Raw genomic sequence first — 14,122 nt, 5'->3', positions numbered from 1 at the left:
CGACGACAGCTTGTGGTGAGTCTTTCCCGTGCTTCATGGCTACTACGGCATGAGGCAGGGGAGGGATGTGGTGCTATCGATGGTGGGTGGGGGAATACGCGGTGTTTGGCGATAACAGCCGTCAGGGGCGAGGCTGGTAAATCAAGTAGGCGGGCCCCTGACGGCAAACGTACCTTACTTCACGGTCACCTTAATAACCGCTTCCTTATCATCCGGTTGAGGTTGTTTTTCCCACGGGCGCGAATAAGAGAGGTCAATATCGCCAACACCGGCTTTCACTGCCTTGAAGTGGAACATTTCATGACCACCACAGCCGACTTTATCGTGGCACTCCGCGCCGGGCTTGTAAGACTTGCCCGTCAACACCACCACGTCGGGCAGTTTCTTGATAGCCCAGGTATAGCCCGTGCTAGGGTTCGCTGGCAGCGTCACCTCAAACTGCTCGCCAACTTTCACTTCTTTGTGCTGATTCTCTACGGCGGTAGCGGCCATGGCACTCAGCGGAAACAATAAACCAACTGCAAACATAAATTTTTTCATGAATCTCTCCAGAGATAAGCGTGAATACAAAATATGGCTTGAATAGGGCAATTACGGCCCGTGTTTTCGCATTAGCAGGCAGTCATATCCGCCATGAAAACCAGTGTGATGAAAGAAAGGAACAGTAGGCTCCAATAAGATACAAGTCAGAAAGTTAAGCAGGTGATAATTCATTACAGATGGCATGGGTTATACCTCTTTTATAGTAATTTCATTGTGTTTTATAAAAGATGGCACAGGATCTGGAAATAGCAATAAAGCATTTCTGGGATATAGTGATCAGGCTATGAATGTTGATGAATGAACATCTTATTTGAATTAATTGTATGGTTTGATTATATATTTTTAGTGATTGTGTAGTGGTGTCGGTTTTCCATGGTACTATTCTAAATTTTATTGAAGTATGCTGTTCATGGTATTTTTAAATAATAATTGTGCTATTCCATTGTTATTGATCTGACTCCCACCCTAATTCTTTATATGTCTTTTTATCATGTTCGGGAAAATTAGTTGTATATTTACCCCAGTCGCGAAATTCGTAGTATTTGGCCATCGCTTCAAAATGACAGTCTGCCTCACACGTCCATATCAAATTATAGCCTGGTTCAAGAAGGCTACGTGCATCATCACCCCTTTTACCCGCCAGGCAAAACAAATCCAGACCTTCTTCGTTCGTCCACAGTTCATGTTTCATAGTTCTATCCTATTAATTTTAAATGATATCCATTCATCCCAGACATGTTCAGGGGATATATCATTATATCCTCTTTCGGCGGCCATACTGATTGCGATGTCTTCAGGTAAATTTATTGCAGTAGCGTTATCCCGAATGGTTTCTACCTCTTCTCTTGTTAGCGGCCTTCCTGCCTCGTCTTCTCGCATTGTTAGTAGTGCAATTAATGCGGGTATAAAAACAATTGTCATTTTTCCACCATCATCATCTAACACGCTCATTTTTTCATTTCACTGACAAGAATATTAATAAAATAATTCCGCTTTTTCTCTGCCCATGTCGGGTTTACTAATTTAAGCAATTCATATTGTTTTTTAAAATATAGTCGTCTGAATTCACCGTTAGGGGGGCATTCGCTGGCAGCCAGGTTGGAGGCAATGGCACTGACGCTTGACTCGACAAACCAATAAAGGATTTCATCTTCACTTGATGTGATTGTTCGAGAAAGCTCCACGCCTCTTTCACAGACAACATAATGGTATTTATCATCATGAATTTCGAGATGAGGCGTTGCCATACCATCAGATGCATCAGGAATAATAAAATGCCCATTTGGGTGGACCCCGCCACCCAATTTTTCGCCAATTTCGATAAGTTGCTGACGTAATTCTTCGAGCGTCTTCATGATGCCATCTGAGAGAGTTGAAATAATGTTCAATTTTACCAATGATGCTAATTGATTGTATCATAAAAGGAAAGTGGGATTTGTTATTGGCATGTAGTGTCGATCCGCTTCATATAAAGGTGATTGACTAGATTACATAGTTGCCATAACAAACATATCTGTTTTAACCTATATAAAGGTGCTTTGGGGAGGATTTCATGACTATGTTGACCCCGCTGGAATTGTTTAAGGCGTTGTCGGATGACACCCGCCTTTCGATTGTGTTATTGCTGCGAGAAGCGGGCGAGTTATGTGTGTGCGATTTGTGTGAGGGGTTACAGGAGCCTCAGCCCAAGATTTCCCGTCACCTTGCGCTGTTACGCGATGCCGGGTTGTTAGTGGATCGTCGTCAGGGGAAATGGATTCATTATCGGCTTTCACCGCATGTCCCCGCCTGGTGTGCCGCGATTATTGAGCAGGCCTGGCTAAGCCAGCGGCATACCGTTACAAGCGTGGTAAGCCGACTAGGGCATCAGCGGGTTTGCGGATAAAAATTTATCTCTATATATTCGTTATTTCATATGTGTTGATGGGAGCATGGCATGGTACTGGCTGGAGCCGTTTTTATACTGACGCTGATCCTGGTCATCTGGCAACCTCGCGGGTTGGGGATTGGCTGGAGCGCGTCGTTCGGGGCTGTGTTGGCCTGGGCTACCGGGGTGATTCACATAGACGATATTCCCGTGGTATGGCATATCGTCTGGAATGCGACTGTCACGTTTATTGCGATCATTATTATCAGCTTACTGCTCGATAAGTCCGGCTTTTTCGAGTGGGCCGCGCTGCACATGGCACGCAAAGGACACGGGCGAGGCAAACGCCTGTTCTCCTTGATGATTGTGCTGGGGGCGCTGGTTGCTGCATTGTTCGCGAATGATGGTGCAGCACTGATCCTGACGCCGATTGTGGTGGCGATGTTGACCGCGCTGGGCTTTAGTCGTGGCGCAACACTGGCCTTCGTGATGGCCGCCGGATTTATTGCCGATACCTCCAGCCTGCCGCTGGTGGTATCCAATCTGGTTAATATCGTTACGGCGGATTATTTCCGCATCGGTTTCAATACCTATGCGCGGGTGATGATTCCAGTCAATATCGCCGCTGTTGTTGCCACATTGGGCGTTTTGCATCTGTTTTTCCGCCGGGAGATTCCAGCCGATTACGATTTGGACAAACTGAAAGATCCTGCTGCGGCTATTCGTGACAGGCAAACGTTTAAGGCTGGGTGGTGGGTATTGGCACTGTTGTTAAGCGGCTTTTTTGTACTGGAGCCACATGGGGTGCCTGTCAGCGTGGTCGCGACGATTGCTGCTGTGATCCTCTGGCTGGTCGCCCGGCGAGGGAATGTGATTGATACCACCAGTGTACTGCGCGGCGCGCCCTGGCAGATTGTCGTGTTTTCACTGGGCATGTATCTGGTGGTATATGGTCTGCGTAATGCCGGGCTGACTAATTACCTGTCCCATGTGCTGAATTATTTTGCTGCTCAAGGGCTGTGGATAGCGACGATAGGCACCGGTTTCCTGACGGCGGTGTTGTCATCAGTGATGAACAATATGCCGACGGTACTTATCGGCGCATTGTCGATTGATGCGTCTGCGGCTAATGGCGTCATCCGTGAGGCCATGACGTACGCCAATATTATTGGCTGTGATTTAGGCCCCAAACTGACCCCTATTGGCAGTCTTGCCACATTGCTGTGGCTGCATGTACTGGCGCAAAAAGATATCCGCATCAGTTGGGGATATTACTTCCGTGTTGGTGTGGTGATGACGTTGCCGGTGTTATTCGTGACGCTGGTAGCACTGGCGCTACATCTTTCTATTTAACCCATGCGGCTTTCAGCATCAGCGTTTCAAAGAGAATAGGGCAATGACAGAGATTACTATTTACCACAACCCGGCATGCGGTACATCGCGCAATACACTGGCGCTGATTCGCAATAGCGGTGTTGAACCTACCGTTATTCACTACCTTGAAACACCGCCCTCTAAAGCGGAGCTTGAGGAGCTGATTCGTGCGATGGGTATCACCCCACGCATGTTGCTGCGTCAAAACGTTGAACCTTACATCGCGTTAGGTCTGGCCGACGATAGCTTCAGCGATGAACAGTTGATCGCCTTTATGCTGGCTCACCCCATATTGATCAACCGCCCGATTGTGGTCACGCCGCTCGGCACCCGGCTATGCCGTCCGTCAGAAGTGGTGCTGGATATTTTGCCTGACGCACAACAAGGCGAATTCGTTAAAGAAGATGGCGAGCGAGTGATTGATGCGTCGGGAAAGCGTGTTAAGCGTTAGATGGATACAACGGTGGTGCTGGACTTTTTGGGGTGCAGCTAAATAAGTGATCCTAATACCGCTACACTTTTGTCAGTCCATGTTTTCCACCAGGGAACGGACTGACGGTGTCCATAAAGTGACGGACTTTTTTCAACAATTGCCACATTGAGCGGCACTGGTGATTACGGGTAATAGTTTCGTGCAATGCCAGCCACAGGCGTTCAACATGATTCACCCATGGTGAGTAAACCGGCTGGTAAATCACCCTGAACTTCGGGTTCTCTTTTAGCCAGCCCAGTGTTTTACGACTTTTATGGATGATGTAGTTATCAACGATGAGCGTGATCGTTTTTGCCCGCCTGTAAGTCGCCTTCAGATGTTACAACAGGCTGATAAAAAGCGATGAACTCTTGCTGCTGCCTCCCACATAGCTGACTCTGCCCGTGCGCACTGTGCAGTGCGCCTGCCAGATAGTATTTTTCATTCTGACCCGGCGTTATCATGCGTTTTTGTTGACCCCGTAGTTGCCAGTCTGCGCCGGTTTTAGAATTAAGATGGATGTCCACCTCGTCTTCGTAAAACAGTGCACAGATATGTTCAAACGGCCAGCGACGGTCACGCCCTGCGGGCAAGGATTTCAGGCCTTCCACACCATATAACGTAAACCAGTTAATCCATCGCCCCACGGATGAGCGGGCGCAACAGAGTGTTCTGGGAACATGGCTGACACTGTCGCCCCGGTGCAACATCAGCATGGCGGTCAGTCTGCGGGCATGGTTTTTATCCTTTGTTCTGTGAATAGTTTTCTGCACCATGCGTCGTTCAGTACGGGAAATGAAAGCTATAATTGGCATTGCTCAGTCCGGCTGGTGATTTGGAGTCTCTGACGATTGGTCAGATCCCGCAACCGGGACTGAGTTCCTGAAAAAATACGCTACTGCCTGAATATGGGCAGCCATATAAGCAAACTCACTGGAGCAGTGCTGGAATGCAAAACATCAGGGTTGAACGTCTTTCATCAGTAACTGAGACTCTGGTTTCCGATTTGACAAATTTACTGTCTGAGCTGTCAGAAACAGCACCAGATCTGGAAGCCGATGTTCTTAAAGGAATTATTAACTCTGAGCTGGTACAAATATTTGTGGCTTATGACGATGCAATACCAGCACCAGCGGGTATGTTGACATTAGTTTGCGTAACACTGCTGTCGGGTAAGAAGTGTATTATTGAAGACGTGATTGTCGGTACCCGGTTCAGACGAAGAGGGATCGCCTCTGAATTACTTCATTCTGCTATTGTTTACTCACGTACCTACGGAGCACGTTATATTGATCTGACGTCTCGTTCAGAACGTGTAGCAGCAAATGAGCTTTATAAAAAGACAGGCTTCATCAAACGGCAGACTAATGTGTACAGACGAATATTGCTGGAAAAGCTGGATCTTTGATTGTCGTTTAAACACTTCAATATCGAGGGGTACCTTCAATTTGGTGTCAGTTCCGGAAGTGATCTACTATTAGGAACAGTTATTTAGGAATACTGCCCATATTTCACCACGATGCGGGGTGACCCAGCCCGTTATCCATGCGACTGGCAATTGTGTTATGAAAAAGTAGTCTGATGGAACTGGTAGGCCTGCAACTATATGATGTTTGCGTGACGATTCTCAAAGATGAGGCCGCAGCACTATGCCGTTGAATCAGAGCGCTTACGGCTTGAAAAGCGGTCAGTAAAAGAGCGGTATAGAGCGAAACTTGGGCATGGTGATTTTCCAATCAGTGAAAGCAGTACACTCAAATAAAGCCACTCCTGATAAGTCACTGTGTTAGTGTATGAGGGTAAGAAAACAACGGTAACCGTTGTGCGAAATTACTATCTGAACTGTGTACAGGGGATGTTATGGGCGTTGAGTTTCATATAACAAGAGCTGATTTTTGGGCAGATAATGACGAAGCTCAAATAACTGCTGATGAATGGCTTTCCTATATTCATAGTGATGATGAGTTAAGCATAGACGTTAAAAACGGCGATTATTATACGTTGTGGTCAGGTTTTTCACTGCATGATGAGCCATGGCTTGACTGGAGTGCAGGTAATATTTACACCAAGTGGCCAGACACGCACTTGTATAGAAAAATGCTGAAAATTGCCAAATGCTTCAATGCGCAAGTGATGGATGACGATGGTACGGTTTACCATGACGAATCAGACTGGGAATACGATCCTTCATCGTCTTATTAACTTCCGTTTCTGGTACAGCATGTTGTTATCGTCTCCGACAACCCAGATGCCACAATTGTTGGCGTTAGTAATGTTTAAACAATAATTACATTTTCTCAGGGAAGATATGTCGCATCATATAGATCGTCTGGAACAATCTCTTTGGTGTTTCGGGTTACCTGTCCTTTGGTACAGTATTTCAATTTTTACGGGGATTTTGCTGTATCGTGGCATAGCGATTAATCCAGCTTATTCGTTAGTCTTTTTTACATTACTGGCCTTTATTATCATTGTGCCATTCTGGTTTTGGTACACAAAACGGTATGGATTGCTTTCTCTTGGGCCTTTTTCCTATCGTCTGATGCGTAAACTCACCGTTGTGCTGTTGCTTATTTTGATGCTGACAGGTTTGATAATGTCGAGAGAAGAGCGCTGGATGCAGCAGGTGACTGATTTTTCAAAACAAGGGTGGCTGAGTGTTGTGTTGGCACTGGTTCTGCTCAGTCCTATCGTTGAAGAGATAGTATTCCGGGGTTTTTTGCTGCAGGGGCTTCTTACATCCAATAGGTGCCGGGTGGAATGGCTGCTTTTTCTACAAAAGAGAGTTTACTATCTGAAAAGATGTTAGTGAAAAGCCTGCATAGAGATAAAATCGGAAGTTCACTACTATCAGTCATTTTTACGGATACCGAAATATAGCGAATCGCTTCGGCCTGCTTCATTTACATATAGATAAATTCATATTCCTCGATGTAAGTTCCAACTTTATTAACACGAGCCGTTACCCATACACCAGTCATTCCTTGTTTGCGGTGGTTGTGCAGATATTCTTTATTTATACAAAGCTGAATCCATCTGGTGGTGTTCTGGTCTTTTAGCCAGATACCAGCTTCACAGTGCCCATACTTGCCTCTCGAAGGCCCCGGGAAGACAACTTCATATTTAGATTCATAGCTAATAACTTTGTCAGGGAAGAGATAAACATAGACATCATAACAGTTTAAGAACGGCAAAAAACCCCAGAAAGAAGCCGCCAGAGAACGCATTTAAAAGATATTTTAATGATTTGTTAAAGGTACGCTTATAAAAAGCACGCAAAAAACAAACGCACCCAAAAAATGTGCCAAATGAAATATACGTTATCCATTCATGAACCGATTTCTGTAAAATGGTGTTATGGGAAATTTTTAATGCCCACGACATATACCAGTCCCAACAGGCTAAGAGTATGCATATCGCTGCAGCAAAGAGCCACTTTTTAAATTTATTCTCGAAATAAATAGTGTTTTCCATAATTATATGATCGTGTGTGTCACTAGTTAATATTGTCCTTGTTACACAATACTATCTTACTTTTTAAGCCTGATCATACTTCTTGTTTCGACTAAATTTTTCAACCGGCCACCCCTGGCTACTAAGTCACCCGATAAATCGGACTATCTCACATAATAAAGATAACGATCTTTATGGCATGGGGCAGTATAGGTAAAGTCATCCCACACTTTTGCAGATAGTCCCAGTTCGGTTCCGTTTTGCGCCTTGTTGACCCAATAACAAACCGAACCTCCACACCGGGCGAAACAGAAAATACGCAGACAGAAGCTAACGGCTCTGTGGGGGATAGTGGCGTCATTGCTTAATTTCCTTATTGCTCTGTTTGTCCTAACTTTTGAAACAGTTTATCCATTTCATCCGCCGCAACAAAATCGCCTGCATGAGCTTCTTTGATTGCCTGTTCAATTTCAGCAATTTGCCGGTATTCCCGCGCGAGATTCTCTTCAATAGACTCCTGTTCTACCAGAAAGGTGTGTACCCGTTCGGTCGCCGTTACTGGCGCGACTAGTTGGGCAGAAGAATGGTCATTCAGGTGAACTGGCATAGCATCCATGATGAAACCTCACAGAAATGGTTATCTTGCATCTATTGTGGTTTCTGTAACGGAAGAGGGCAAGGTGACGAGAAAATAATGGGTAGTGGCGTATGTTTTCGGCTCTGCTTACGAGGCTGAATCTTCAGGCTGTAAACGGGGTATCCCGGCAGATAACAGGTAACAAAAAACCCGCAAACTCAGAGAGGATGCGGGTTTCTGTGGGGTTTCCGTCAGTAACCGGTACTTACGGAAGTGGTATTTGGTCGGCACGAGAGGATTTGAACCTCCGACCCCCGACACCCCATGACGGTGCGCTACCAGGCTGCGCTACGTGCCGATGCTATGGGCCGCTATACTACCGTTTCCTGACCCGATTGCAATAGCCGCCCTAAACGACTGCTTTAGATTTAGGCAGTTAGTTAGCAATAAATCGCCGTTCAGTCGTCAGCACCTGCAAGAGCAACCCTAACTGCGGTTTTTCATCCGGTAATAAGCGACCATTGGCGTCGTAAGCCCGGTAACTACCGTTGCGACCTAACTGAATGACCTGCTGCGGTGTGATGATGGTCAGCGAATTACTGTCGCCGTTGAGTAACCAGTTGGCCCGCCGTTCAGCGCTGAACAAGTCCTCTCCCTGCGAGTAATCTTCCGCTGCGGTTTTCACATGCAGCAGGCGTTGCATCAGCGTGGTCATCACGTCTTTCGGGTCAGTCATTTTGCTGATGGTCTGTGCCGGGGTTTCCGGCCAGTGAACGACCAGTGGCACCTGTCGGTGTTCACGGTTCATTGGCGACGGGTCGTCGTCTTTGAGGCGTTCGGCACTGCTTTGCTCGGCGGTAATCACCACCACCGTTTTGTCGAGCAGGTTTTTCTCCCGCAGCGTGGTGATGATGCGGTCGATTTGCTCATCAATACTGGCGGTATCCTGACGGTAACGGCGCTGCTGTTCGCCAGCGGCAAGCGGGAGGCCATTGCTGCCTGTGGTCGTGTGGTTAAACTCGATGAACGAGAACCAGGGCGAGCGGGTACCGGTATTGTTGTCCAGCCACTTGACCCACTGCGTGGTAATAGCATCATCGCTTTGCGATTGTGCCGGTGGTAGCGAGAAGTCGGATAGCAGGGCCTGACGGTACAATGGACTGCTAAATCCGCTGGCGGAGAACAGACCAAACTGGTAACCCTGCTGACTCAGGGCATCGATCAGCGCAGACGGTTTGCTGCTGCCGAGTATGCCGTCCATGTAGGTGGTGGAGATGCCATAAAACAGATTAAACAGACCGCCATCTTGCTGAGTACCGGCGCTGAAATAGTTGCTGAAGCGTACGTTCTCTTCAGCGAAGCGCGCCAGGTTGGGCATGGAATGTGGTGTGTTCTGATCCGGCACGCTATCCATCACCACCAACAACAGGTTATAGCCGCTACCTGCGTCGCGGAAACTGATGTCGCTGAGCGGGTATTCTACCGAGACCGCGTCCGGGTTGCCCTGCAATGCTAGACGGCGCTCATATTCTTGCGCATTGAGCAGGCCATGTTTCTCCAGAAAACGGCGGGCCGTCATCGGGTAGGAGAGGGGCAGGTTGGCGCGCTGCATGGTGATCGGGCGGTAGAAATTGGCATCCGCCCAGATGTACATCAGGTGAGACAGGCAGAACGCCACAATGAAGACGGCCGCCATCGGTCTGGCGAAATGACGCCGGTTAAGGCTGCGTAGCTTTTGCCAGCACCAGGTGCCGAATAGCATCTCCACCATGAAAATGACCGGCACACTGATGAACAGTAGCTGCCAGTCGCGCACCATTTCGCTTTGGTCCGGGTTGGTCACCAAGTCCCAGACCGTCATGTTCAGGTGGAGATGAAAACGACTGAATACCGAGGCATCAACGATCAGCAGTGTCTGACCGGCGGTGGCGAGCGCCGCCGACAGGAAGCGCAGCAATCGCTGCGACATCACAATAAATGTCAGCGGGAAAATGATCAGCAGATAGGTGGAGAAACCGATAAAGCTGAAATGCCCCAGCCAGCTTACCAGCGAATACAGCCGTCCAGGCAGTGACGATGGCCAGTCGGCAACGAACAGATAACGGCTACCCAGCCCCAGTGCGAGTAGAATGTTGAACAGGGCGAACCAGTGCCCCCAGCTTATCATCTGGGAGACTTTTTCACGGTAGCGCGGACGGTTGGTTACCATAAACGGGCCGGTATCAATGGATGTCGTTAGTTTTTATAGACGCTTGCAACGCGTCGGCAAAAGAACCCGCCAACGCTTCACGCTGTTTCGGATTCGCGATGCTGGTATTGAGCAGATTGGTGACCATGTTGCCGAGCACCATCAGTGCAAGATCGGTCGGAGTGTGGTGCTTTTCCAATACATTGACCAGATCAGTCAGCAATTGTTCGATTTGTTCGTCACTATAACGGGATGATTGCGGCATAAAATCGTGTATCTCTGGTGGTGAAAGGCAAATATATTACCGTATAGGGGCGTGGTTTTCCGCACTTTTATCAATACCGCCCGCGAGAATCGAGGTGCTTTTGAGTTGCATGCCGGAACACCTAGTGCTTGAATACGCGCCTTACTAGAAGGAGAGTTTACCATGAGTCTGGATATCGACCAGATTGCCCTGCACCAGCTGGTCAAACGTGACGAGCAGTCGCTGGAAATGGTGTTGCGCGATTCGTTGTTGACTGTGAACGGCGCGGTCAGCGATATGATGGCGGAACTGCATCGCGTCTACAGCGCTAAAAGCAAGGCGTACGGCCTGTTTAACGAAGAGAGCGAACTGGCGGCGGCATTGCGTTCCTGCCGTAAAGGCGATGATGACTTTCTGGCTTTCTCGCGTGCGGCGACGGGCCGGTTACGTGACGAACTGGTGAAATACCCCTTCGCGGAAGGCGGCGTAGTGCTGTTTTGTCAGTACCGTTATCTGGCAGTCGAGTACCTGCTGATTGCGGTGCTGAACAGCTGTAATAGCATGAGGGTCAACGAACAGTTGGATATCAGCAGCACCCATTATCTGGATATCCACCATGCGGATATCGTGGCGCGCATCGATCTGACCGAATGGGAAACCAGCCCGGAATCCACCCGTTATCTGACGTTTCTTAAAGGTCGCGTTGGCCGTAAGGTGTCTGATTTCTTTATGGATTTCCTGGCGGCGGCTGAAGGGCTGGATACCAAGGCGCAAAATAAAGGGCTGCTGAAGGCGGTAGATGATTACTGCGCGGATGCACAACTGGATAAAAACGAGCGTCAGCAATACCGTCAGCAGGTGTACAGCTACTGCAATGAACAGTTGCAGGCTGGGGAGGAAATCGAACTGGAGGCGCTGTCAAACGAACTGCCGCCACTGGGCGAGAAAACCTTCCAGGCGTTTACCGCCGAGCAAGGGTATGAGCTGGAAGAGAGCTTCCCGGCGGATCGCAGCACGTTGCGCCAGTTGACCAAATTCGCCGGTAGTGGCGGTGGGCTTAGTATTAATTTCGATGCGCTGCTGTTAGGCGAACGTATTTTCTGGGATCCGGCTACCGATACGTTGACCATCAAAGGTACACCACCTAATCTGCGCGACCAGTTGCAGCGTCGGTTCGGCGGCGGCAATCGCTGATTTTTCCCTTTCCTTCGCATTCTTCGCAGGCCTCCCACTGTGGGGCCTGTTCAGGCAGAAATATCTCTGATGGCAAACGGGTTTGGCAGTGCTTGCCCCTTGTTTTATGATGGGTATTCGGCTGTATAGGTGGTGAGATTCCCGTGCGTTCTATCTTTGACATGGTGCTGGCGGTGTATGACCGTGCGGCGCTGATGCTTATTTGCCTGTTTTTCCTGACCCGAACACGACATTTTCGTCAGTTACTTCAGCAGGATGAGCATTCACGCTTTGACCTGGCGGTGGTCACAGCCATCTTTTCGCTATTTGCGTTATTCAGTACCTGGTCCGGCATCAACGTGGAAGGGTCACTGGTCAATGTGCGGGTGGTCGCAGTGATGTCTGGCGGTATCCTGTTTGGGCCGTGGGTGGGCATTACCACAGGGGTGATCGCCGGGGTGCATCGCTACCTGATCGATATGCACGGTATTACCTCGGTCCCTTGCCTTATCACCAGCATTGTCGCCGGGTTTATGTCTGCCTGGATTCACCACCGCATCCCGCGTGATCGCCACTGGAGTGTGGGGATTGTCGGCGGCATGTTGTGTGAGTCGCTGACTATGTTATTGGTTGTACTGTGGGCCCGGCCATTTTCACTGGGGCTGGACATTGTCGCGCATATCGCAATTCCGATGATTTTGGGGGCAGTCAGTATCGGGTTGATCGTGCTGTTGGTGCGTAGCGTGGAAGGGGAAAAAGAGGCGGTTGCCGCGCGGCAGGCCAAGCTGGCGCTGGATATCGCCAATAAAACGCTACCGCTGTTTCGCCATATCAATAGCCAGTCGCTCAGTACGATCTGCGATATTATCCGTCGCGATATCGATGCCGATGCGGTGGCGATCACTAATACCTCGCAGGTGCTGGCCTACGTGGGGGTCGGGGAAGAGAACTACCACAGCGGTGATCGTGACCTGAGCCCGACGACGCAACTGGCGCTCAAGAGCGGAAAGATTATCATCAAAAACAATGATGAGGCCTACCGCACTCCGGAAATCCATTCGATGATCGTCATCCCGCTGTGGGAAAAAGGCGAAGTGACCGGCGCGCTAAAAATCTATTACCAGCGGGCGCACCGTATCACCTGGTCGCTCAAAGAGATGGCTGTCGGGTTGTCGCAAATCATCTCCACCCAGCTTGAGGTGTCACGCGCTGAGCAACTGCGTGATATGGCAAACCGTGCGGAGCTGCGGGCGCTGCAAAGCAAGATCAATCCACATTTCTTGTTTAACGCGCTGAATGCCATTTCCACCTCTATCCGGCTTAACCCGGATACCGCGCGCCAGCTTATTATCAATTTGTCGCGTTATCTGCGCTACAACCTGGAGCGCAATGACGAGGAGCTGATTGATATAAAAAGCGAGCTTTATCAGATAAAAGATTACATCGCTATTGAGCAGGCGCGCTTTGGCGATAAGCTGACGGTGATTTACGAGATTGATGAGGACGTCAGTTGCCTGATTCCCGGTCTGCTGATTCAACCGTTGGTTGAAAATGCGATTGTGCACGGTATCCGTTCTTGCAAAGGCAAAGGGGTGGTGACGTTGAGTATCCGGGAGCAGGGCGATCGTATCCGGGTGGCGGTGCGTGATACCGGTATTGGCATCAGCGATGAGGTGATTGCCCGCGTGGAGCGCAATGAATTACCGGGTAATAAGATTGGTCTGCTCAATGTACATCATCGGATCAGACTGCTGTATGGGGAGGGGCTGCACATTAGTCGCCTCAGCCCTGGGACGGAAATCGAATTTTTTATTACCCGTGACAACACTGAGCGAGTGGATAACGCGGTGGCGTTTCCCTCAGAGCTGGGCCGGTGACAGGAGAATAACGTGAAGGCGATCATTGTCGAAGATGAATTTCTGGCACAGCAGGAGTTGAGCTGGCTTATCAAACAACACAGCCAGATCGACGTGGATGCGGTGTTTGATGATGGCCTCGATGTGCTGAAATACCTGCAGGATAACCGGGTGGACGTCATCTTCCTTGATATCAACATCCCTTCGCTGGATGGGGTGATGCTGGCGAAAAACATCAGCCAGTTTGCGCATAAACCGCTGATTGTCTTCATTACCGCTTATAAGAATCATGCGGTAGAGGCGTTTGAGCTGGAAGCGTTCGATTATATTCTCAAGCCCTATCATGAAACCCGCATAGTCGGCATGCTGCAAAAG

General features: G+C 49.0%; 17 protein-coding genes, 1 tRNA gene and 1 pseudogene. 9 read left to right on the top strand and 10 right to left on the bottom strand.

Annotated features, from left to right (window positions below; all coding sequences use genetic code 11):
- Window positions 1-174: 174 nt before the first annotated feature.
- From DZE2538_RS11065 to DZE2538_RS11050, 4 genes are all read right to left on the bottom strand, one after another.
- On the bottom strand, window positions 175-540 hold the full coding sequence (locus DZE2538_RS11065; protein ID WP_016942570.1) for a protease inhibitor I42 family protein: 366 nt from the start codon (window positions 538-540) through the stop codon (window positions 175-177).
- A 448-nt stretch (window positions 541-988) separates the two neighbouring features.
- The gene (locus tag DZE2538_RS11060; RefSeq protein ID WP_019845602.1) at window positions 989-1,234 is read right to left on the bottom strand and encodes a hypothetical protein; all 246 of its coding nucleotides are present in this window, start codon (window positions 1,232-1,234) and stop codon (window positions 989-991) included.
- Entirely contained in the window at window positions 1,231-1,494 is a 264-nt protein-coding gene (locus DZE2538_RS11055; RefSeq protein ID WP_019845601.1) for a hypothetical protein, read from the bottom strand. Before DZE2538_RS11055 ends, DZE2538_RS11060 begins: the two co-directional genes overlap by 4 nt.
- Window positions 1,491-1,898 carry an Imm63 family immunity protein gene (locus tag DZE2538_RS11050; protein WP_038916344.1) on the bottom strand — a complete coding sequence of 136 codons (408 nt, stop codon included), beginning with the start codon at window positions 1,896-1,898 and terminating at the stop codon, window positions 1,491-1,493. The genes DZE2538_RS11055 and DZE2538_RS11050 overlap by 4 nt, the downstream gene beginning before the upstream one ends.
- Before the next feature lie 197 nt (window positions 1,899-2,095).
- On the opposite strand from DZE2538_RS11050, the gene DZE2538_RS11045 reads away from it, so the two are divergent.
- From DZE2538_RS11045 to arsC, 3 genes are read left to right on the top strand one after another with little or no spacing between them, the layout of a single operon-like run.
- Window positions 2,096-2,428, top strand: a complete 333-nt coding sequence (locus DZE2538_RS11045) for a metalloregulator ArsR/SmtB family transcription factor (RefSeq protein WP_038916342.1) — start codon at window positions 2,096-2,098, stop codon at window positions 2,426-2,428.
- A 51-nt stretch (window positions 2,429-2,479) separates the two neighbouring features.
- Window positions 2,480-3,763: an arsenic transporter gene (locus DZE2538_RS11040; RefSeq protein ID WP_038914110.1), complete on the top strand. Its 1,284-nt coding sequence runs from the start codon at window positions 2,480-2,482 to the stop codon at window positions 3,761-3,763.
- Between the two features lie 43 nt (window positions 3,764-3,806).
- A complete protein-coding gene (arsC, locus tag DZE2538_RS11035) occupies window positions 3,807-4,235 on the top strand; it encodes a glutaredoxin-dependent arsenate reductase (protein ID WP_038916341.1) in 429 nt (142 codons plus the stop codon).
- A 61-nt stretch (window positions 4,236-4,296) separates the two neighbouring features.
- Here the strand turns inward: arsC and DZE2538_RS20375 are convergent.
- Window positions 4,297-5,071, bottom strand: a pseudogene (locus DZE2538_RS20375) (IS630 family transposase).
- A gap of 134 nt (window positions 5,072-5,205) precedes the next feature.
- Between DZE2538_RS20375 and DZE2538_RS11025 the strand changes: the two are divergent.
- From DZE2538_RS11025 to DZE2538_RS11015, 3 genes are all read left to right on the top strand, one after another.
- On the top strand, window positions 5,206-5,664 hold the full coding sequence (locus DZE2538_RS11025) for a GNAT family N-acetyltransferase (protein ID WP_019845594.1): 459 nt from the start codon (window positions 5,206-5,208) through the stop codon (window positions 5,662-5,664).
- Between the two features lie 452 nt (window positions 5,665-6,116).
- The gene (locus DZE2538_RS11020; RefSeq protein ID WP_038916340.1) at window positions 6,117-6,458 is read left to right on the top strand and encodes a hypothetical protein; all 342 of its coding nucleotides are present in this window, start codon (window positions 6,117-6,119) and stop codon (window positions 6,456-6,458) included.
- A 106-nt stretch (window positions 6,459-6,564) separates the two neighbouring features.
- Window positions 6,565-7,065, top strand: coding sequence for a CPBP family glutamic-type intramembrane protease (locus tag DZE2538_RS11015; protein WP_152486140.1), 501 nt, complete (start codon window positions 6,565-6,567; stop codon window positions 7,063-7,065).
- 94 nt (window positions 7,066-7,159) lie between these two features.
- Here the strand turns inward: DZE2538_RS11015 and DZE2538_RS21255 are convergent, their stop codons facing one another.
- The 5 genes from DZE2538_RS21255 to DZE2538_RS10990 form a co-directional block, all read right to left on the bottom strand.
- On the bottom strand, window positions 7,160-7,483 hold the full coding sequence (locus DZE2538_RS21255) for a hypothetical protein (RefSeq protein ID WP_236616961.1): 324 nt from the start codon (window positions 7,481-7,483) through the stop codon (window positions 7,160-7,162).
- 599 nt (window positions 7,484-8,082) lie between these two features.
- A complete protein-coding gene (locus DZE2538_RS11005) occupies window positions 8,083-8,325 on the bottom strand; it encodes an ABC transporter ATP-binding protein/permease (protein WP_038916339.1) in 243 nt (80 codons plus the stop codon).
- 242 nt (window positions 8,326-8,567) lie between these two features.
- A tRNA-Pro gene (locus tag DZE2538_RS11000) sits at window positions 8,568-8,644 on the bottom strand.
- Window positions 8,645-8,722: 78 nt separating this feature from the next.
- On the bottom strand, window positions 8,723-10,495 hold the full coding sequence (gene yejM / locus DZE2538_RS10995; protein ID WP_038916338.1) for an LPS biosynthesis-modulating metalloenzyme YejM: 1,773 nt from the start codon (window positions 10,493-10,495) through the stop codon (window positions 8,723-8,725).
- A 13-nt stretch (window positions 10,496-10,508) separates the two neighbouring features.
- The gene (locus DZE2538_RS10990) at window positions 10,509-10,739 is read right to left on the bottom strand and encodes a YejL family protein (RefSeq protein WP_012885051.1); all 231 of its coding nucleotides are present in this window, start codon (window positions 10,737-10,739) and stop codon (window positions 10,509-10,511) included.
- 162 nt (window positions 10,740-10,901) lie between these two features.
- Here DZE2538_RS10990 and yejK point away from each other — a divergent pair, with 162 nt between their 5' ends.
- The 3 genes from yejK to DZE2538_RS20370 all read left to right on the top strand — a co-directional run.
- On the top strand, window positions 10,902-11,912 hold the full coding sequence (yejK, locus tag DZE2538_RS10985; protein WP_038916337.1) for a nucleoid-associated protein YejK: 1,011 nt from the start codon (window positions 10,902-10,904) through the stop codon (window positions 11,910-11,912).
- Between the two features lie 143 nt (window positions 11,913-12,055).
- Complete coding sequence (locus DZE2538_RS10980) at window positions 12,056-13,768, top strand: sensor histidine kinase (protein WP_038916336.1); 1,713 nt, start codon at window positions 12,056-12,058, stop codon at window positions 13,766-13,768.
- A gap of 12 nt (window positions 13,769-13,780) precedes the next feature.
- Window positions 13,781-14,122: response regulator (locus tag DZE2538_RS20370; RefSeq protein ID WP_038916335.1), on the top strand; the 342-nt coding region annotated here is incomplete at its 3' end.

Source organism: Dickeya zeae NCPPB 2538 (genome assembly GCF_000406165.1).
GTDB classification, from domain to species: domain Bacteria; phylum Pseudomonadota; class Gammaproteobacteria; order Enterobacterales; family Enterobacteriaceae; genus Dickeya; species Dickeya zeae.
This window is presented reverse-complemented; position numbering and strand designations above follow the sequence as displayed.

What these genes read in the sequence shown, in the direction of transcription:
- DZE2538_RS11065 (WP_016942570.1), bottom strand. Translation starts at nt 540, where the DNA reads ATGAAAAAATTTATGTTTGCAGTTGGTTTATTGTTTCCGCTGAGTGCC.
- DZE2538_RS11060 (WP_019845602.1), bottom strand. Translation starts at nt 1,234, where the DNA reads ATGAAACATGAACTGTGGACGAACGAAGAAGGTCTGGATTTGTTTTGC.
- DZE2538_RS11055 (WP_019845601.1), bottom strand. Translation starts at nt 1,494, where the DNA reads ATGAGCGTGTTAGATGATGATGGTGGAAAAATGACAATTGTTTTTATA.
- DZE2538_RS11050 (WP_038916344.1), bottom strand. Translation starts at nt 1,898, where the DNA reads ATGAAGACGCTCGAAGAATTACGTCAGCAACTTATCGAAATTGGCGAA.
- DZE2538_RS11045 (WP_038916342.1), top strand. Translation starts at nt 2,096, where the DNA reads ATGACTATGTTGACCCCGCTGGAATTGTTTAAGGCGTTGTCGGATGAC.
- DZE2538_RS11040 (WP_038914110.1), top strand. Translation starts at nt 2,480, where the DNA reads ATGGTACTGGCTGGAGCCGTTTTTATACTGACGCTGATCCTGGTCATC.
- arsC (WP_038916341.1), top strand. Translation starts at nt 3,807, where the DNA reads ATGACAGAGATTACTATTTACCACAACCCGGCATGCGGTACATCGCGC.
- DZE2538_RS11025 (WP_019845594.1), top strand. Translation starts at nt 5,206, where the DNA reads ATGCAAAACATCAGGGTTGAACGTCTTTCATCAGTAACTGAGACTCTG.
- DZE2538_RS11020 (WP_038916340.1), top strand. Translation starts at nt 6,117, where the DNA reads ATGGGCGTTGAGTTTCATATAACAAGAGCTGATTTTTGGGCAGATAAT.
- DZE2538_RS11015 (WP_152486140.1), top strand. Translation starts at nt 6,565, where the DNA reads ATGTCGCATCATATAGATCGTCTGGAACAATCTCTTTGGTGTTTCGGG.
- DZE2538_RS21255 (WP_236616961.1), bottom strand. Translation starts at nt 7,483, where the DNA reads ATGCGTTCTCTGGCGGCTTCTTTCTGGGGTTTTTTGCCGTTCTTAAAC.
- DZE2538_RS11005 (WP_038916339.1), bottom strand. Translation starts at nt 8,325, where the DNA reads ATGGATGCTATGCCAGTTCACCTGAATGACCATTCTTCTGCCCAACTA.
- yejM (WP_038916338.1), bottom strand. Translation starts at nt 10,495, where the DNA reads ATGGTAACCAACCGTCCGCGCTACCGTGAAAAAGTCTCCCAGATGATA.
- DZE2538_RS10990 (WP_012885051.1), bottom strand. Translation starts at nt 10,739, where the DNA reads ATGCCGCAATCATCCCGTTATAGTGACGAACAAATCGAACAATTGCTG.
- yejK (WP_038916337.1), top strand. Translation starts at nt 10,902, where the DNA reads ATGAGTCTGGATATCGACCAGATTGCCCTGCACCAGCTGGTCAAACGT.